This window comes from Xanthomarina gelatinilytica, from assembly GCF_000348685.1.
Lineage (GTDB): Bacteria > Bacteroidota > Bacteroidia > Flavobacteriales > Flavobacteriaceae > Xanthomarina > Xanthomarina gelatinilytica.
The window spans coordinates 14,136-32,903 of sequence record NZ_ANLA01000004.1; the positions used below are offsets into that span (position 1 = coordinate 14,136).

The window sequence follows — 18,768 nt, forward strand, 5'->3', positions numbered from 1 at the left end:
CATTATATTTCAAAATAAAATATGTTTTATGCTTTTTTCTAAATACAGACATCTTACCAGATGGATTATTGTTGTGGCTTCATTTGGTATTATTTCTCTTATTTTATGGAACACCTATGTGTTTTTTCAAAAATTTAAAATAGAAGAACAGTCAAAACTGGACATTTGGGCTGCTGCTTATCAAGAAATAAATTCCAATCCGTTGGACGAAAACGTTAACCCATTGGTAGATAAGGTGTTTACTTCTGAGATTACCAATCCCATGTTTGTTTACCATGATGGAAGCGTCTTGATCTCCAACAATATAGATGAAACCATTTTAAAGAAAAAAGCGTCCATTGATAAATTGATCACCCAATATTCTCAAGAAAACAAACCCATAGTAATTTCATACGAGGACAACATTACCAAGCAAACGGTTATTTATGGCACTTTGTATTATGGCAATTCTGAAGTGCTGAACAAGTTAAAATACTATCCTTTGGCCTTATTGCTCATTATAATTTTATTTGGAGCAGTGGTTTATTTCTTTTATAGGAGTTCTAAAATTGCCACACAAAACAAACTATGGTCTGGAATGGCCAAAGAAACAGCCCATCAAATAGGAACGCCTTTATCCTCTTTAATTGGATGGACAGAAATATTAAAATCTGAACAAGTAAATCCGGAATATATTAAAGAAATTGAAAAAGACATTGCCAGATTGCAAACCATAACCGAACGTTTTAGCAAAATTGGATCGTTACCAACATTGGAAAAAGCAGATATAGTAAAAGAAACCATAGACTCTTATGACTATCTAAAAGCCAGAAGCTCTAAACTTATTGATTTTGAATTAATTACACCTTCTGAAGAAATTTATGTAAATTTAAATAAACAACTTTATAGTTGGACCATAGAGAACTTGGTAAAAAATGCCATTGATGCCATGAGAGGCAAAGGCAAGCTAAGCATTGAAATTTCTCAGTTGGAAGACACCGTAAAAATTAATGTAAGTGATACTGGAAAAGGGCTTTCCAAAAACCAGTTTCAAGCTATTTTTGAGCCTGGTTACACCACCAAAAAACGTGGTTGGGGCTTAGGGTTATCGTTAGCTAAACGAATTATAGAAGAGTTTCATGGTGGTAAGATTAGGGTTATACATTCTGAAATTGACAAAGGAACCACCATGCAAATTTCATTGAAATCTATTTAAATTATGGAAGAGAAGTTTATTACAATTAAGGAAGTGGCCTTAAATAACAACTGTCCGGAATGTTACAATACCAATGGACTGCATTTAACTTTTAAGCAAAAATTTGTGGAGTCCAGATTTTATAAGTCCATAACTAAAGACACCTCTAACCAATTGGAGTGCCACACATGCCAAACCACCATTTATCCGGTTCGTTGGACCGAAGATATAGAACGTGTAGTTGCCTATCATCAAAAAGCATTTACACCCAAAAATCCATCTTATAAATTAAAGAAAAGTGCTTGGCTGTTAATAATTAGCCTAATTGTTTTTGTATTGGTGGTTTTAGGGATTGTTTTTTTACCAAACCTATAAATAAGCTTTAATGGCTTTAACAGTATCTTGAAAATCTTCTGGAGTTAAGCTAGCTTTGTTCAAGAACCTAATGTCTTCCATAGAGTTTAAAGGAATTAAATGTACGTGTACATGAGGCACCTCCAAACCTACCACAGACATGCCAACTCGTTTGCAAGGAATGGCTTTTTCTATGGCAATTGCAACTTTTCTTGAAAATGCCATTAAATTTAAATAGGTTGTTTCATCCAGATCGAAAATTTTATTCACTTCTTTTTTAGGGATGCATAAGGTATGCCCTTTAGCATTTGGATTGATATCCAAAAAAGCTAAAAAGTCGTCAGTTTCCGCAATTTTATAAGAAGGAATTTCTCCAGAAATTATTTTAGAAAAGATTGATGCCATGATGTTTCAAGTATTTAAGTAAATATAAAAAGATTCCTGCTTTTCTGAATTAAAAAAAGAAAAAAGCAGGAATTGCTTATCTGGAAATTTCCAAGATGTCAAATTTCATAACGCCATTAGGCACTTGTATTTCAGCAACTTCACCAACAGATTTTCCCAACAATCCTTTTCCAATAGGGGAGTTTACAGAAATTTTTCCTGAGGCCAAATCGGCTTCCCCATCGGCCACAAGCGTATATTCCATTTCCATACCATTGGTTTGGTTTTTAATTTTCACTTTAGAGAGGACCAAAACCTTGGAGTTGTCCAATTGCGATTCGTCTATCACTCGAGCTCCAGCCAAAGCTTCTTCCAGTTTGGAAATTTTCATTTCCAACATGCCTTGAGCCTCCTTAGCTGCATCGTATTCGGCATTTTCACTTAAATCGCCTTTGTCTCTAGCCTCAGCAATGGCTTGTGAGGCTTTAGGACGCTCTATATCTTTTAGTTGTTTTAATTCTTCCCTTAATTTTTTTAAACCTTCTTCCGTGTAATAAGATACTTTACTCATAACTTCATCGTTTATATATTATAAATATCCCGAAACACATTCCAACATACTAGAAGAAATCGTTCGGGAATAACGCAAAAAATCTCGCAAATACGAGATTGATATACAAATATACAAAATATTTAACTGTGTTTACTTTTTGTTGTAAATTGTAAGCGAAAATTTAACTAAAAATGAATCGCATTTTATATCTTATTTTATTGGCTTTAATTACTGTATCCTGTAGCAAAAGTGACGATAACGATAACAACAACCAATATATACCCAATGTAACTTTTGATACTGGAAATTTGGTAAACACCAACTTACCTCAATACAGCCAGTTAAAGTACGCCAATAACCATGTTGTGTTAAACAACAATTATGGGATTAATGGTGTGGTGATCTATTTTGCTGGTGGCACAAATTATAGTGCTTTTGAGTTAAGCGACCCAAACCATCCCCTAAGCGAATGTTCCACGCTATCGGTTGAAGATGTAATTGCTACCTGTAATTGTGATGATGGCAATAGTTATGATATATTAAGTGGAAACATTCAACCCGGTACTACAGGGCAGTATGCCTTAAAACGTTATTATGTTGAAGTTCTTGGAGACATTATTAGGGTTTACAACAACTAAATAGTATGTAAATAACTCCTGAAAGACCAGGTTATTCCATCCTAATCCATTTTAAAACGCAACAATCTTAAGGCATTTATTACCACTACAATGGTGGAACCTTCATGAAAAAGTACAGCCAGACCTATGTTGGTAAGTCCTAAAATGGTTACTGGAACCAACAAGGCAACCACTCCCAAACTAATAAAAATATTTTGTTTGATAATACGTTTGGATTCCCTACTCAATCCAATTACAAAAGGGAGCATTTCAATTTTATCGGACATTAAAGCAACATCGGCAGTTTCTAAAGCCACATCGCTTCCAGCTGCTCCCATGGCAACACTTACAGTACTTAAGGCCATAGCAGGAGCATCGTTAACACCATCTCCAACCATGGCTATTTTTTTGTCTTCTTGAAGCAGTTTTTTTATGGCATCCACCTTATCTTCTGGCAACAGATTCCCTTTAGCTTCTGTTAAACCTATTTGTTTTGCTATGGTATCTCCAACATTTTGATGATCTCCAGTAAGCATGATCATACGTTTGATACCAATCTCTTTTAAACGCTTTAAAGTACTTACGGCTGTTTTTCTTGGCACATCCATCACACTTATTAGTCCAGCAATGCTTTGGTTATAAGCTACCAGCATAACTGTATGTCCTTGCTTAAGCAAATCGTTCATTTTTGTGGCTATCGTGTCTGACACAGCAATGCCTTCATCCATCATGAGTTTGCCGTTTCCTATAAGAACTTTTTGGTGCTTATACATGGCCTCTATGCCTTTTCCTTGAATGGCATTTATGTTGGAAGCCTTTCCTAAATAATCCAATTGGTATTGCTCTTTGATGTCTTTAGAAATAGCTTTTGCCAGTGGATGATTGCTTAAGCTTTCTACCTCTAATACCAATTGTAAAAAGTCGGTTTCATTAAAATCGTTAACAGGGATTACATGGGTTAACTTTGGTTTTCCTTCGGTGAGTGTTCCTGTTTTATCGAAGGCTATGGTAGAAATGGTCCCTAAGTCCTCTAAAGCTTTCCCTCCTTTTATTAAAACCCCTTTTTGAGCAGCTCTTGCAATCCCACTTAATACAGCGCTTGGCGTAGAAATAGCTAAAGCACAAGGACTAGCTGCTACCAAAACAGTTATGGCACGATACAAGCTTTCTGAAAATGTTTCGTCTATTATTACATAAGCAAAACAAAGTGTGATCACCAATATTAAAACTATAGGCACATAAATTTTCTCGAATTTTTTGGTGAGACGTTGGGTTGGAGATTTCTGGGTCTCTACTTCACTTACCATTTTTATTAATCTGGCAACTGTAGAGTCTGAACTGAGCTTTAAAACCAAAACCTCGATATGGCCATCGCCATTTATGGTTCCTGTAAATGCAATATGATTTTTATCTATGTCCTTAAAATCCGGTAATTGATCTGTAGTTGCAATTGCCGTTTTGTCAACTGGCATGCTTTCTCCAGTAATAGGTGCTTGGTTGATGCTGCTGTTTCCGGTTACAATCACGCCATCTGCTGCAATTTTTGTATGAGGTCTTACAACAAATATGTCGTTGATTTTTAGGTCTTCGACAGGGGTTTCTACAAGTTTGCCATCCTTTTTAACCAAAGCCATTTTAGGCGATAAATCGCTTAAGGCTTCTATGGATTTGGTAGCCTTGTTCATGGCATAGCTTTCCAGGGCATGACCCAAACTGAATAAAAACAACAGCAGTGCTCCTTCTGCCCAACTGCCAATATAGGCTGCACCAATAGCAGCAGCTATCATAAGAAAATCTATATCGAAACCTCCTTTGGATATTTTCTTTGTGGCTTCAATAGAAATAAAATAGCCACCAAAAAAGTAAGAGATAATGTATGCCGCCAAGGAAACCCAATCAGGATCTACATGAGTTTTTTGTAAAATAAAGCCCAATAAGAGAAAAAAACCACATAGCAAGGAAAAATACAATTCTGTTTTTTTTCCAAAAATACCACTATGAGCATGATTGTGAGCGTGTTCTTTGTGTTTATCCATAAATCATTTTTTAATGGTCGTGACCTCCACCTCCTTCATTAAGCAACATATAAGTGCCTGTGGTTAAAATACGTTTGTTTTTTAAATCTTCTGAATTTAAAATTTCAACAAAATCTTCGGTTTCCAAACCTTTAACAACTTTTATTTTTTCCAACTGATATTCATTTGCTGTTTCATTCTTTAAAACTAACACAAAAAAATTAGCTTCTGCTTCAATAAGGGCTTCTTTTGGCAAAGCCATACGATTGACATTGCTAATTACAATATTGGCTTCTGCAAACATCCCAACCACAAACTGAGCCTGACCTTCCTCAATATGACCATGGATTTTAACACGTCTGTTTGTTTCGTCTATGGTTGTACCAACCAAATGTACATCGGCTTTAAAAATACTATCTGTTGCTTCAGGGATTGTAAACAAAATGTCTTGGCCTTTTTTGATTTTTAAAATATCTTTTTCAAAAACGGAAAGCTCTAAATGAATGTGATCTGTATCCACAATTTCCATAATGGTATCTGAAGGTGACACATAGCTACCGTTACTTACCATGACTTTGGTAACATTTCCTGCAATGGGAGCATACAGATTAATGGTGGAACTTATTTGCCCTTGCTCTACCAAAGTTGGGTTTAGGTTCATCATCTGCAACTTTTTTCGCAACCCATTGTAAAGCGCCAAATTGCTTTTATAAGCGCTTTCGGCTTTTAGGAAGTTTTTTTGAGAAGTAATATTTTCGTTATATAAGGTTTCTTGTCTGTTAAACTCAGATTTTAAATAGCTTAACTGCTCTGCCACTTCTAAATAGTTTTGCTGAATTTCTACATATTCCGGATTTTCCAAGGTAACCAACAACTGCCCTTTTTTTACCCTGTCTCCAATCAACAAAGGTGTTTTTGTAACATAACCTCCTATAAAAGTGGCCACACTGGACCTGTTGTGTGGAGGGACATCTATCATGCCATTGGCCTTAACGGTTTCAGAGAACACTTGTTCTGAAATAGTGCCAAAGGCCATTTGCTCACCTTCAAACTGTTGTTTGGTAACAAGCATTTCATTGGAATCTGCATGAACTTCTTCAACAGCTTCATTGTTTTTTTCTGAATTTCCACAAGCTGCTAATACCAGTGAAAACAATACGATATATAGGTTTTTCATTTTTATAAAATTAAATAATTGATAGCAATAATTGTTTGATTGTAAGTATTTAAATTATCCAGATATGTGAGTTCAATATCTTTTGCTGTTTCAATACTTTGTATATACTGAAAGAAATCTATTTCGCCTTCTTTAAAGGTGCGTTCAGCTGTTTTAATAATTTCTTCTGAAAGGGTTTTCCCTTGGGTTTCGTAATAATTTATGGCTTCTTCGTATTGATTCAGTTGTGCCAATAAAGATTGGTATTCTGCTTCCAATTTCACCTGATAGTCCACTTGTTGTTCTTCTGCCACTTCTTGAGCTATTTTAGAAGCTTTTATTTTTGAAGCATTGCCCCTAAAAAACAAAGGGATTTTTATGCCAAAGGTATAACCTACCAGGTTTCTGTTAATCCCACTGTTGGTTCCTTGGAAATATTCCACGTTTAAATCTGGTAAAAGACTTTGCTTTTCTTTTTGGTTCAATGCTTTGTAATATGCTTTGGAAAGCTCAAATGTCTGTAACCCCAAATTGTCTGTCATGGTTACTTTTTCCAATGGCAATTTTTCCAGAGGTTGGTTCGCTATGTGCAAACTATCTGTTTGCACCACTTTTTTTAACTGTTCGTTGGCCAAAACAATGTCCTGTAAAGCTTGATTGTATAACGTTTCAAGTTGTTTTTGTTTGGATTGAGCTGTAATCAGTTCCAGATAATTGGTCTCTCCAAGTTCAAACCTGCGTTTGGCAGACACAGCAAAATTTTGATATAAACTATCCAAAAACCGATACGTTTGCGCTTTGTTTTTTGCATATCGTAATTGATAGTATTTAGAATACACATCGCGTTTTAAATATTGCAATTGAATGCTGTATTGCGATTCCTGCAATTGATATTGTGTTTTATTCACTTTTTTATCGGCAAAATAAACCGTTGGGAACTTAAAGTCCTGCGAAATGCCAAACACCTTTAAAGGCTCGTTATTTGCAGCCAAATTACTTTCATCGTAGTTATAAAACAAGGCCGTTTTATCAAAACTAAAGGCACTTTCCACCAAAGCATTGGCTTCGTCAACTTTTAAGGAAGCCGCTTTTAAACCTGAGTTGTTTTCTATGGCCAAACTCAAAGTTTCCTCAATGGTTAAAGGTTGTTGTTGTGCTTTCATTTGAAATGAAAGAAACAATATCAAGATAAGCGTAACACTATTTTTGTTCATTTTAAGATCTTTTTTTTGTTCTACCCAAGCATAAATAACAGGAAGTACCACGAGGGTTAAAATAGTGGCACTAACCAAGCCTCCAATAACAACTGTTGCCAAGGGACGTTGTACCTCAGCTCCAGCATTGGTTGAAATTGCCATAGGCAAAAACCCAAGTGCAGCAGCTGCAGCAGTTAACAAAACAGGACGTAAACGCTCGCTTGTACCACGTTTTATACGCTCTTCAATATTTTTGATGCCTTGTTCCTTAAGTTCTTTAAAGTGTTCAATAAGCACAATACCATTTAAAACCGCTATTCCAAACAAGGCTATAAAACCAACACCTGCAGAGATACTAAAAGGCAAATCCCTAAACCACAATAGCAGGATACCACCAACTGCTGAAAGAGGAATGGCTGTATAAATCATTAACGCATCTTTCACCGAATGAAAAGCAAAATAAAGCAAGATGAATATGAGCACCAAGGCTATAGGAACGGCTACCAACAAACGCGCTTTGGCACTTTGTAGGTTTTCAAATTGCCCTCCATAGGTAATGCTGTAACCTGTTGGCAGATCTAACTGATTATTAATGATTTGTTGTACATCGTCCACAACAGATTGCAGGTCTCTGTTCCTAACGTTAATACCAACCACTATACGACGTTTGGTATCGTCCCTTGAAATTTTTGCAGGACCTGTTGTGTAAGTAATGTCTGCCAATTCACTTAATGGTATTTTAGAACCGTTAGGAGTATCTACATAAAGGTTTTTTAGGCTTTCCAGGTTTTTTCTTTGGCTTTTGTCCAAGCGGATCACCAAATCGAAACGTTTTTCACCTTCAAAGACGGAACCCACTGTTCCACCAGCAAACCCCATGGAAATTAGTTGGTTTAAATCGGAAATATTCAAGCCATATCTGGCTATTTTGCTTCGGTTGAATTTAACACTCATTTGAGGTAAGCCTTCAACTTTTTCAACAATAATATCCGATGCACCTTCCACATCTTCAATTAGGGTTTTGATCTCATTGGCTTTATTGGATAGGATTGTTAAATCTTCCCCAAAGATTTTAATGGCCACATCTGCCCTAACCCCAGTAACCAACTCGTTAAAACGCATTTCAATAGGTTGTGTAAATTCCACTTCCATTTCTGGAATTACAAAAAGTGCCTCCTTAAACTTGTCTGCCAATGCGTCTTTACTGGAGGCAGACACCCATTCTTTTTTGGGTTTCAGTTTAATAATCACATCACTTTCTTCCATGGACATGGGATCTGTTGGCACTTCGGCTGCACCAATTCTACTCACAACCTGTTCCACCTCTGGAAAATTATCAAGTAAAATCTGTTCTATCCTAGTGGTGATTTCTATGGTTTTACTTAAAGAGGTCCCTGTTTTTAAAACCGGTTGGATCACGAAATCGCCTTCATCTAAAGTAGGCACAAATTCGCCTCCCATTCTGTTGAAAATCCAGATGCTACTTACCAACAAAATGACTGAAAAGGAAATTACCAGTCTTTTATTCAATAAAGCCCAATTTATAATTGGTTTATAAGCCTTTTTTAAAACATTCATTAATCTTACGGATATGTTCTTGTCGCTTTGAACCTGTGGTTTTAATACCAAAGAAGAAATGACTGGTACATAGGTTAAACAAAAAATCATGGCTCCAACCAAAGCAAAACTGAAGGTCATGGCCATAGGTTTAAACATTTTTCCTTCAATGCCACTCAATGATAAAATAGGGATAAATACGATTAAAATGATAAGCTGCCCGAAAATGGCAGAATTCATCATTCTGGATGAACTTTTTAAAGTAATGGCATCAATATCTGCTTGCTGATCTTTTCTGGAAAGAGATTTAATTTTAGCTGTTTGTGCTGTTATTTGGAAAGCAATAAACTCTACAATAATGACAGCTCCATCAATGATAATCCCAAAATCTATGGCTCCAAGACTCATTAAATTGGCATCAACACCAAAGAGATTCATCATGGAAATGGCAAACAATAAACTCAATGGAATAACTGAAGCCACAACCAAGCCTGAACGCCAGTTTCCCAAGAGCAAAACCACTACAAAAATAACAATAAGGGAACCTAAAATTAAGTTTTCGGCAACTGTAAAGGTGGTTTTGTTTATCAGTTCGGTTCTTTCCAAAAAGCCATTGATGTAAACACCTTCTGGCAGTGTGTGCTGTATGGCATCTACGCGTTCTTTAACATCGTTTATAATTTTACTGGAATTGCCATCCTTAAGCATCATAATCTGACCCAAAACTTTTTCGCCTTCACCATTTCCGGTAATAGCTCCAAAACGTGTGGCACTACCAAAACCAACTTTTGCAATGTCTTTGATGTAAATTGGAACACCATCGTTTTTAACCACAATATTGCCAATATCTTCCAGTGAGGCCACCAAGCCTTCTCCTCTAATAAAAAATGCTTGATTGGTTTTCTCAATATAACCACCACCTGCAACACTGTTGTTCTTTTCTAAAGCATCATATATTTCTGAAACCGAAATATTCATGGCATTTAGTTTTTGAGGGTTGATGGCCACTTCATATTGTTTTAAAAAACCTCCCCAAGTATTTACTTCAACCACACCTGGGATTCCAGACAATTGACGTTTTACAATCCAATCTTGAATGGTTCTTAAATCGGTTATGGAATAGTTGTCTTTGTATTCTGGCTTAACATCTAAAATATATTGGTAAATTTCTCCCAATCCAGTGGTAATTGGCCCCATTTCTGGAGATCCGAAACCTTCTGGGATTTTCTCGGAAGCCGATTTTATTTTTTCTGCAATAAGTTGCCTTGGCAAATAAGTACCCAAAGCGTCTTCAAAAACAATGGTAACTACAGATAGCCCAAATTTTGAAACGGAACGGATTTCCACCACTCCTGGTAAATTGGCCATTTCCAGTTCCACTGGATAAGTAATAAATTGCTCTACATCTTGTGTGGATAAATTTCTGGAAGTAGTAATAACCTGTACTTGGTTATTGGTAATATCTGGAACGGCTCCAATAGGTATTTGGGTTAAGGAAAAAATTCCAAAACCAACTACAAAAGCCATAAAAAGTAGAATAATAAGTTTATTCTTTAAACTAAATTTAATGATGTTCTCTAACATAATCTGGATGTGAAAAGTGGTAAGCTATTAAGAAATAGCTTAATAATAAATGATAAAAATCACGAAGGTATTATGCTAATCTAGGAGGTTGAAAAACAGAAGGTTTTTCGAATAAAGAAGTAGATTCTTTGTAAAAGAAATTGAATGGGATTTCAACAAAAGGTTGATATTCCAAAGTGAAATTTAAAGTTGGAACCGTAAAGGTTACACTGTTATGGGAGCAGGTTTGATGGTGCTTAAACGGTAGTTCTTCATGACCATTGTGCTCGTTTTCGTGCTGAAATTTGGCGTCTCCATAATGTTCAGCCAAAAATTCCAAAAAAGAATCGCCATAGGTTTCCTGATGGTACTTGGCATGCTCAATCAAGGCATTTAGTTTTGAAACATCTTCAAAACTAAAGTTAAAACCCTGCATTAGAATTAAAACAGCATATGTTATGGCCACAAGTTTATTCATACCTATGCAAAGGTATAAAAAATAAACACGTTTAAGGTAACAAATGTTACATGTTTAAAAGTAAGCCTTTAACTGAATGGTTCCTGTGTGAATCACCTTACTGGTTTCACTCTTTCTCCCCAGATAATTAAGGTTTAGGTCCAAAAACTTGGTGATTTTCTTCTGGGCCAACAAGCTCCAAGTATAATTTTTACCAGGTTGCAACCCCTCCATCATTTGATAGGCTACAGGTGTGTTTGCACTTCCAGTAAAATTATTGTCAAAATAATTGAACTCCCCAATAATAGACATGCTTTGGAAATTTGCAAACGAAAAGGACGCACCATATTTTTGCTGTTTTAAAGTCTCCTTACTGCCAATGGTATTGTGCTTATCTGTATATTGATAAAAAACATCGAATCGCACATTGTCATTTAACAGATAAGACAGTTTAGGATTGATGTTCCCTTCATCTATTTCATAATTTTTACTGGCAAAATTCTCACTAATGCTTTTATTTGTGTTCCAACTGGTTTGAAAATTAATCAACCAGCTGGTGGCAAATTTATGATTGAAAAGCAAGGCGTGACTTATTAAGGAATTTTCAATAAAACCAATGGTGAGATTGTTTTTGGAATCGTTTTTTAAAAAAGTATATGAGGTTGTATAATGTTGTTTGCCTCTATTAAAAAACAAGATGTTCCTGAAATTCAACTGAAGCCCCAATTCGTTTTCTGGATCGCGATAAAACGGATTTAAATTTATTTTACTGCCTTCGCGCTTACTCTTGCTATCTACCAAATAGGATGTTTGGTTGTAAAAGTAAGACAACACTTTTTTAACACCACTAACTTCTGTGGACCATTGTTGTGGGTTGATGGTTAAGGTTTGACTAAGCCTGTTTTGATGTGTTTTTATAAATACCTGATTGGGCAGCAACACCCGAATGTACTTTCCTTGATCTTGAAATTGGGCTATTTCAAATTCCTCCAGCTCCTGAATGCCATTGTTGTTGTAGTCTATCCACGTGTAATTTCCTTGTCCTGGCTCCACTTCAACAAAGGTAAACTCCTGTTGTGGCAAGGTTCCGGAATTGGTTTCGTAAACTGTGTTCCAAAGAAAAAATTGCTTAAAAAAACGTTGACTAAATTGAATTCTTGAATTTAGGGAACGTTCGTCTTCAAGACTTTGGTCTGTGTTTTTTAAAACTCTATAATTTGCGTAAAGCGATAAATTTGTTTTTTCGTTTTGAATTATTTTAGAGTCAAGATAATAGGTATTGGAACTGTTTACCTTTTGCAAGAGATTGTTTCTTAAACTATCATTTACACGGTATTTGTAGCCAATTTCGGCAAACACTTTGGTGCTATCCCCAACTCCAGAAAACACTTCATAGGACTTGAACTTCTGACTTAAAGCTGTGTAAACATCTGTGTCGTTTTCTTTTTGCTGGTTGTCTTCCATAGCCAACCTGGTTCCTGCCCAAGCTCTACCAAAACTGTAGGTTAACACATTATAGGTTCTAAAAAACGTTGAATTGGTTGTGGTTGAAGTAGTATTCAACATACTGGAACTTGTTGCAATATGCCAATTGTTAAGGCTTAAATTGGCTGAAACAATATGCCTGCTTCCATTAAAATTTTTTGAATAGTTTAAATATTCAAACTCATAACGTGCTAACCCTTTGGTGTGATGAAAAGCTTGAGCGCCAGTTTTAATAAAGGTTTGTGTTCCTAAACTGGTTTGCGTTGTGGTACTTGTTGGGGCTCCTAAATTCCAATCCCGATTGAATTCGGCATTATAGATACGCTGTATAGAGCGAAAATTCTCTTGAATATAATCAACATCTGCAAAAGCTTCCAAATTCCACAAACTATCTCTTTTTATAAGTGTTTGGTTGACATTTAATTTTCCTGCAAAGCCATCGTTGTTTCCATCGTCTAGATTGGAAAAAAGATTTAAATCGTTTTTACTTCCTGCAATTTCAAAATTTATGGCTGTTTTTTCTGTGGGCTTGTACTCTCCATTTACTATGGCCATTTGAAGTTTTGTGGGAGCAACCAACTGAATGATGGGTTCGTAATTTCCCTGTGGTACACCAGCAATGGGTTCTACGTATTCAAAAATAGTACTTATGGCATCAACACTGCTTATTACGTAATTTCCTTGATTATCTCCAACCAAGGTAAAGCGTGCACTGAACAATTCATCGTCTGGATTGTTGGAAAACACTAAAGCTTCCACTCCATTAATGATTTCTTTTTTGTATAAAATTCTATTTTCATTATAAGTTTCCGGCGTTATGGAAGGCGCAACCATTTGAGTTCTATCGTCTCCTGCCTCTGCTAAAATTTCAATTTGCTCTGCAGAGAGGTTTTGCTGCAAGGGATTGTTTTTGGAATCGTTTTCGCTGTATATGGACACACCAAGGTTTAGGTTGTCACTTTCATATCTTCCTCCACCAAAAACAACCAAACGCGAATAGTTGCGCTCGCTATATTGGTAATCTACAGTGACACGCATTTCGGAAGTAACAGGAAACGTGGAATTGAAAATAATTTCACCTGCATTGTAATCTATAACATAATCGTTGTATTCACCTCGTTCCAAAGCAATTCCATTTACATAAACCGTTTCACTTCCAGATACTATTAAAACATATAATTCCTGGTTTGGACCTTTCAATTTATAAGGGCCTTGGTTGCCTTCTTCAGCAGTAAACTGACTGGTGGTAAACTGTCCCCTTACCAAAGCTCCAGAGGCAAATATGTTGGTTTGTGATTCTGGGTGATCTAAGATAGCTCCTACAGAAAGTCCTTGAACACGCTTACTAAAATTGGCAAAATAGGAAAATGGGTTTGTAAGGTCTATATCGCCAGCGCGAATTTTCCAATGATCACTAAAAAGTTCAATAAATACCTGATCAAATTCATCCAAGCGTTGCGAATAACCACTTTCCTGCAAAGGCACGTTGGCATCTTGAATGGAAGCCCTTAAAGACACTTTTTCACTTAATTTCCCTGTTATTTGAAGGTCCAATTCGCTATTCAACACAGAGTTTTGATTGTTGCCAATAACCACACCTCGTGAGATGCTTCCAGAAGTAGACAACCCATCAAAGGGAGTGTAATTTTGTTTTTCACTTGGTTGTGAAAGCTTGTAAAGCCTGGCCAGATTTCCAGTATTTTCAACAATCACACTATCGCTTATTTGCCTATAGGTTCTGGTTAAATATTCTGGATACTTTAAATAATTCACTATAACAGAATCGGCATCTATGGGCTTATGGAAGGTAATAATGGCTCTTTTATAATCTACAGAATAGTAAGAGTCGTCCACAAAGGAACTGTCCTTTGTTTTAATTGTTAGAAAATTGGAATTAATGCTTACACTATCTATGGCAATTGAATCCCTTACAGCAACTGTTTTAGTTCTATAGTTGGAATCCAGGTCTTGAGCAGAAACCAAAAACCCAATAAGCAAGCATAAAATTGAAAGTGTAAACTTCATGAAGTACTAAACTGCATATCAATAAAATTATTTTGTTGATAGCTTTTGTTAAATCGTTTTAAATACTATTTAATAATTAGGATTATTTTAATAGTGTAAATGTAAAGCATTATTTATTTTAGCTGAAATTAACTCACCTATTTTAATAAGGAGAGATAATTGTTTTATTACACAACATTAAAAAAATTAAAAAAACTGATATGAAAATTATTTCTTATAATGTGAATGGCATTAGAGCTGCATTAAATAAAGGATTTATAGAATGGTTAAAAGCAGCAAATCCAGATGTTATTTGTTTACAGGAAATAAAGGCCATGGAAGACCAATTGGATGTAAACGTTTTTGAAGAAGCAGGTTACACCTATCACTATTGGTTTAGTGCCCAAAAAAAAGGTTATAGTGGCGTAGCCATTTTATCCAAAATAAAACCCAATCACGTAGAATTTGGCACAGGAATCGAATCTATGGACCTTGAAGGTAGAAACCTTCGTGCAGATTTTAATGACCTTTCTGTTATGAGCCTGTATTTACCTTCCGGTACCAATGATGCACGACTGAAACACAAATTTGATTATATGGACATGTTTCAAAACTATGTGAACAAGTTAAAAGAAGACATTCCTAATTTGGTTATTTGTGGAGATTATAATATTTGTCATGAAGAAATAGACATCCATAATCCTAAAATGAAAGGTGTTTCTGGGTTTTTACCAGAAGAACGCACATGGATTGGAGAATTTATAGACAACGACTTTATAGATGCCTACCGATTTTTACATCCTGAAAAACAAGAATATAGTTGGTGGAGCTATCGTGCCAATGCCAGAGCCAATAACAAGGGATGGCGTATTGATTATACCATGGTCTCCAAACCTCTACAAGAAAAGATAAAAAGAGCCGTTATACTTACAGATGCTGTACATAGCGATCATTGTCCTATTTTGGTAGAAATAGAAACCAACAAAACATCTTAAATCTTTAACAAAACAACCCAAATATTAAACATGAAAAATAGAATCTTAATTGTAGCTTTTTCCACAGTGTTGGCAAGTTCTTGCGTCTCTCCAAAGGTCTATAAATACTTGGAAAACAAATATGCCACATTAAAAGAGGAAAACAGGGAGCTAAAAACCGACAATGAAAATTTATTGAGTGCTAAAAATGCTGCACAAAACGAATTGGACCAGTTGCAAAAAGCTTATGAAGAAGCCATTGCAGAACGAGACAAACTTCAAGCCGATTACAAGGCTACCAAAGCAAACCTGGAAAACTTAAAAGCATCTTATGATGCTCTGGAAAAAAACAGCTCCTCTGCCATAGCAGAGAATGTTCAAAAAAACAGAGAGTTGTTAGCCCAATTGGAAGCCAAAGAACAAGCCCTTGAAACCGAAAATGCCAGACTGGAAACCTTGAAAAAAGAGTTGGAAGCCCGTTCCAATCGTGTAGCAGAATTAGAAAGCCTAATTGCAGCCAAAGATGCAGCCATGACCGAATTAAAAAATGCCATTTCCAGAGCTTTAGTGGATTTTGAAGGAAAAGGTCTAACCGTTGTTCAGCGTGATGGAAAGGTTTATGTGTCTATGGAAAACAAATTATTGTTTGAATCTGGAAGTTGGGCTGTTGGTATTGAAGGAAAAAAGGCCGTAAAACAACTGGGAAGCGTACTGGCTGACAATCCAGACATCAATGTTTTAATTGAAGGCCATACAGACAATGTGCCTTATTCCGGAAATGGCACCTTAAAAGGAAATTGGGATTTATCAACCAAACGTGCCACTGCCATTGTTGAAATTTTAAGGGAAAACCCTAATATAAAACCAGAAAACCTAACTGCAGCAGGACGTGGTGAGTATGCACCTATTGCCTCAAATGAAACCTCTGAAGGCAAAGCAAAAAACAGACGTATTGAAGTGGTTTTAACTCCAAAACTGGATGAATTGACCAAATTGCTTAATGATATTTAATTTTTTAAACGCGATTTCCAAAGAATCGCGTTTTTTTAATTAGTTATTTTTAAATTGCAGCCTTATATAGGATATTAACTTTTTAGTTTTTTTTATGAAACATCTTTTTTTGGTTGTTATAATTTTACTTTTTGTATCATGTTCTAACAGTTCAAAAAAAGAAACCTATGTTGACACTCAAGCCATTGTTTCAGTTCACAAAGATGGTTATGTAGGAGATGAATAATGTGCCTCTTGCCATAAAAACGTTTTGGAGACTTGGACAGGTTCCGATCATGATTTGGCCATGCAAGAAGCAACAGACAAAACGGTTCTGGGAAATTTTAATGATGTGCAAATAACCCTGGATGGCATAAAGTATGTCTTTAGCAAAAAAGATTCGGATTTCATGGTTAACATTACCGAAGTTGACGGTTCTGTTAAGGATTACAAAATAAGCTACACTTTTGGCGTTAGACCTTTGCAACAATACTTAGTGGATTTTGACAAGGGCAAAAAACAAGTGCTACGTGTCACTTGGGATGCAGAAAAAAATCAATGGTATCATCAATATTCGGGAGACACTTTGGATCCTCATGATTGGATGCATTGGACACAAAGTTCTCAAAACTGGAACACCATGTGCGCCGAATGCCATTCCACAAATCTTAAAAAAAATTACAATGTAGATGAAGACCGATTTAACACAACTTGGTCTTCAATAAATGTAAGCTGCGAAAGCTGTCATGGTCCTGCAGAAAAACACGTAAATTGGGCAAACAACATACAGGATTCGCTTCATAACAACAAATATATTATTGCAGGAAAATCGCAATTTTCGCAAATGAATATGTGTGCTCCATGTCATTCCAGACGTGCCAAACTCACTCAAAACCTAGTTCCTGGAACTCATTTTGAAGACCAATATCTACTTCAAAACCTATCACAAGAATTTTATCATGGTGATGGACAGATTTTAGAAGAAGATTATGTATATGGATCTTTTCTACAAAGTAAAATGTATCATAATGATGTCACTTGTACCGATTGCCATGATGCCCATTCCCTAAAATTAAAAGAAGTAGGCAACAACTTATGCATGCAATGTCATGAACCGAACTACAATGAGCCATCGCATCATTTCCATCCTCAAAATTCTGAAGGTGCACAATGTATCAACTGTCACATGACTGGAGTTACCTATATGGGAATTGATTTTAGAAGAGACCATAGTTTTAGAGTGCCTAGACCAGACCAAAGTGTGACTTATGGAACACCAAATGCATGTAACACTTGCCATGCAGATAAATCGAAAACCTGGGCAGCCAACAAAGTGGTAGAATGGTATGGAGCCAAAAGAGAGGCTCATTTTTCAGATGCCTTATTATTAAGTGCTAAAAATAAACTCTCCCAAAAAGAACGAGATGCATTAGATGTTTTTATTAACGATTTAAACTATCCAGCCATTGCCAGAGCCTCTGTAATTGACAATGTACAAATAACCGAATCCAAGCAATATGAAGCATTGATTAAAGGATTAAACGATGCTTCCCCCATGGTGAGGTTTGCAGCTTTACAAAAATTTAGAGGTTTAAGTCTTGAAGACAGAACTGCCATTGCCCTAAAACACACAAACGACACTACCAAACTGGTTCGAATTGGAGCTGCGCAATTATTATTGGATCTAGACCTAAACACTTTAACAAACATAGATGTTAGTGGGATAACCAAATCCAGAAACGAATTGGAAGAGATGCTTTTCAGCAATGCCGATTTTTCAACAGGACGCATGCAGTTGGGAGATTACTATTTTCAAACTAACGATATAAAAAATGCCATTAAACATTATCGTATAGCTCTAAAAAAAGACAGTTTATTAATTCCTGTGTACACTAATTTAGCCAGTTGTTATAGCATTGATGGAAAACCTGATGAGGCTTTGGATATATTAAATATTTTAATTGATAAAAGCCCAGATTTAGGAAGGGCTTATTATCTAAGAGCGCTACTGTACTTTGAGTTGGAGCAACACGCAATTGCCATAAAAGATTTGAAAAAGGCTATTGTCTTGGAGCCCTCAAACTCAAGATACCTTTATAATCTTGCTACCTACTATTATCAAAATAAAAAATTTGAAGAAGGCGAAGAAACCATTAAAAAAGCATTGAAATTGGAAGCAAACAATCCAGATTACCTTTATCTTTTAGCTTTGTTATATAAAGATCAAGGACAAATAGAAGCTTCATAAAAAATCATGCAAAAGCTGAACAGTCCAACTGGGAATATCCA

General features: G+C 35.9%; 14 protein-coding genes. 7 read left to right on the top strand and 7 right to left on the bottom strand.

Going from position 1 to position 18,768, the window contains the following annotated elements:
- Positions 1–28 precede the first annotated feature (28 nt).
- Positions 29–1,195 carry a sensor histidine kinase gene (locus tag D778_RS00740; RefSeq protein WP_007646726.1) on the top strand — a complete coding sequence of 389 codons (1,167 nt, stop codon included), beginning with the start codon at positions 29–31 and terminating at the stop codon, positions 1,193–1,195.
- A gap of 3 nt (positions 1,196–1,198) precedes the next feature.
- Positions 1,199–1,549, top strand: a complete 351-nt coding sequence (locus tag D778_RS00745; RefSeq protein WP_007646728.1) for a hypothetical protein — start codon at positions 1,199–1,201, stop codon at positions 1,547–1,549.
- Here D778_RS00745 and D778_RS00750 read toward each other — a convergent pair.
- Both D778_RS00750 and greA read right to left on the bottom strand, forming a co-directional pair.
- Positions 1,544–1,933, bottom strand: a complete 390-nt coding sequence (locus D778_RS00750) for an HIT family protein (protein ID WP_007646733.1) — start codon at positions 1,931–1,933, stop codon at positions 1,544–1,546. The two genes, D778_RS00745 and D778_RS00750, sit on opposite strands and share 6 nt — an antisense overlap.
- 76 nt (positions 1,934–2,009) lie before the next feature.
- Positions 2,010–2,483 carry a transcription elongation factor GreA gene (greA, locus tag D778_RS00755; RefSeq protein ID WP_007646739.1) on the bottom strand — a complete coding sequence of 158 codons (474 nt, stop codon included), beginning with the start codon at positions 2,481–2,483 and terminating at the stop codon, positions 2,010–2,012.
- Between the two features lie 173 nt (positions 2,484–2,656).
- Here greA and D778_RS00760 point away from each other — a divergent pair, with 173 nt between their 5' ends.
- Positions 2,657–3,103: a hypothetical protein gene (locus D778_RS00760; protein ID WP_007646741.1), complete on the top strand. Its 447-nt coding sequence runs from the start codon at positions 2,657–2,659 to the stop codon at positions 3,101–3,103.
- Positions 3,104–3,144: 41 nt separating this feature from the next.
- Here D778_RS00760 and D778_RS00765 read toward each other — a convergent pair whose 3' ends face one another.
- From D778_RS00765 to D778_RS00785, 5 genes are all read right to left on the bottom strand, one after another.
- Positions 3,145–5,118 carry a heavy metal translocating P-type ATPase gene (locus tag D778_RS00765; RefSeq protein ID WP_007646743.1) on the bottom strand — a complete coding sequence of 658 codons (1,974 nt, stop codon included), beginning with the start codon at positions 5,116–5,118 and terminating at the stop codon, positions 3,145–3,147.
- A gap of 10 nt (positions 5,119–5,128) precedes the next feature.
- Positions 5,129–6,274 (bottom strand): efflux RND transporter periplasmic adaptor subunit, encoded by a 1,146-nt coding sequence (locus tag D778_RS00770; protein ID WP_040491163.1) that lies wholly within the window; start codon positions 6,272–6,274, stop codon positions 5,129–5,131.
- A gap of 2 nt (positions 6,275–6,276) precedes the next feature.
- Positions 6,277–10,590, bottom strand: a complete 4,314-nt coding sequence (locus tag D778_RS00775; protein ID WP_007646746.1) for a CusA/CzcA family heavy metal efflux RND transporter — start codon at positions 10,588–10,590, stop codon at positions 6,277–6,279.
- Positions 10,591–10,660: 70 nt separating this feature from the next.
- Positions 10,661–11,047 carry a hypothetical protein gene (locus D778_RS00780; protein ID WP_007646748.1) on the bottom strand — a complete coding sequence of 129 codons (387 nt, stop codon included), beginning with the start codon at positions 11,045–11,047 and terminating at the stop codon, positions 10,661–10,663.
- Between the two features lie 54 nt (positions 11,048–11,101).
- The gene (locus D778_RS00785) at positions 11,102–14,536 is read right to left on the bottom strand and encodes a hypothetical protein (protein WP_007646752.1); all 3,435 of its coding nucleotides are present in this window, start codon (positions 14,534–14,536) and stop codon (positions 11,102–11,104) included.
- 200 nt (positions 14,537–14,736) lie between these two features.
- On the opposite strand from D778_RS00785, the gene D778_RS00790 reads away from it, so the two are divergent.
- The 4 genes from D778_RS00790 (at position 14,737) to D778_RS00800 (ending at position 18,727) form a co-directional block, all read left to right on the top strand.
- Positions 14,737–15,510 (top strand): exodeoxyribonuclease III, encoded by a 774-nt coding sequence (locus D778_RS00790; protein ID WP_007646753.1) that lies wholly within the window; start codon positions 14,737–14,739, stop codon positions 15,508–15,510.
- A 30-nt stretch (positions 15,511–15,540) separates the two neighbouring features.
- Positions 15,541–16,500, top strand: coding sequence for an OmpA/MotB family protein (locus D778_RS00795; protein WP_007646754.1), 960 nt, complete (start codon positions 15,541–15,543; stop codon positions 16,498–16,500).
- Between the two features lie 94 nt (positions 16,501–16,594).
- Positions 16,595–16,726 carry a hypothetical protein gene (locus tag D778_RS14835; protein WP_007646755.1) on the top strand — a complete coding sequence of 44 codons (132 nt, stop codon included), beginning with the start codon at positions 16,595–16,597 and terminating at the stop codon, positions 16,724–16,726.
- Positions 16,727–16,750: 24 nt separating this feature from the next.
- Positions 16,751–18,727 carry a tetratricopeptide repeat protein gene (locus tag D778_RS00800; protein ID WP_007646756.1) on the top strand — a complete coding sequence of 659 codons (1,977 nt, stop codon included), beginning with the start codon at positions 16,751–16,753 and terminating at the stop codon, positions 18,725–18,727.
- The last annotated feature ends 41 nt before the right edge of the window (positions 18,728–18,768 follow it).

Coding starts and splice junctions, on each gene's coding strand:
- D778_RS00760 (WP_007646741.1), top strand. CDS start 2,657: ATGAATCGCATTTTATATCTTATTTTATTGGCTTTAATTACTGTATCC.
- D778_RS00740 (WP_007646726.1), top strand. CDS start 29: ATGCTTTTTTCTAAATACAGACATCTTACCAGATGGATTATTGTTGTG.
- greA (WP_007646739.1), bottom strand. CDS start 2,483: ATGAGTAAAGTATCTTATTACACGGAAGAAGGTTTAAAAAAATTAAGG.
- D778_RS14835 (WP_007646755.1), top strand. CDS start 16,595: ATGAAACATCTTTTTTTGGTTGTTATAATTTTACTTTTTGTATCATGT.
- D778_RS00795 (WP_007646754.1), top strand. CDS start 15,541: ATGAAAAATAGAATCTTAATTGTAGCTTTTTCCACAGTGTTGGCAAGT.
- D778_RS00790 (WP_007646753.1), top strand. CDS start 14,737: ATGAAAATTATTTCTTATAATGTGAATGGCATTAGAGCTGCATTAAAT.
- D778_RS00745 (WP_007646728.1), top strand. CDS start 1,199: ATGGAAGAGAAGTTTATTACAATTAAGGAAGTGGCCTTAAATAACAAC.
- D778_RS00750 (WP_007646733.1), bottom strand. CDS start 1,933: ATGGCATCAATCTTTTCTAAAATAATTTCTGGAGAAATTCCTTCTTAT.
- D778_RS00780 (WP_007646748.1), bottom strand. CDS start 11,047: ATGAATAAACTTGTGGCCATAACATATGCTGTTTTAATTCTAATGCAG.
- D778_RS00785 (WP_007646752.1), bottom strand. CDS start 14,536: ATGAAGTTTACACTTTCAATTTTATGCTTGCTTATTGGGTTTTTGGTT.
- D778_RS00775 (WP_007646746.1), bottom strand. CDS start 10,590: ATGTTAGAGAACATCATTAAATTTAGTTTAAAGAATAAACTTATTATT.
- D778_RS00770 (WP_040491163.1), bottom strand. CDS start 6,274: ATGAAAAACCTATATATCGTATTGTTTTCACTGGTATTAGCAGCTTGT.
- D778_RS00765 (WP_007646743.1), bottom strand. CDS start 5,118: ATGGATAAACACAAAGAACACGCTCACAATCATGCTCATAGTGGTATT.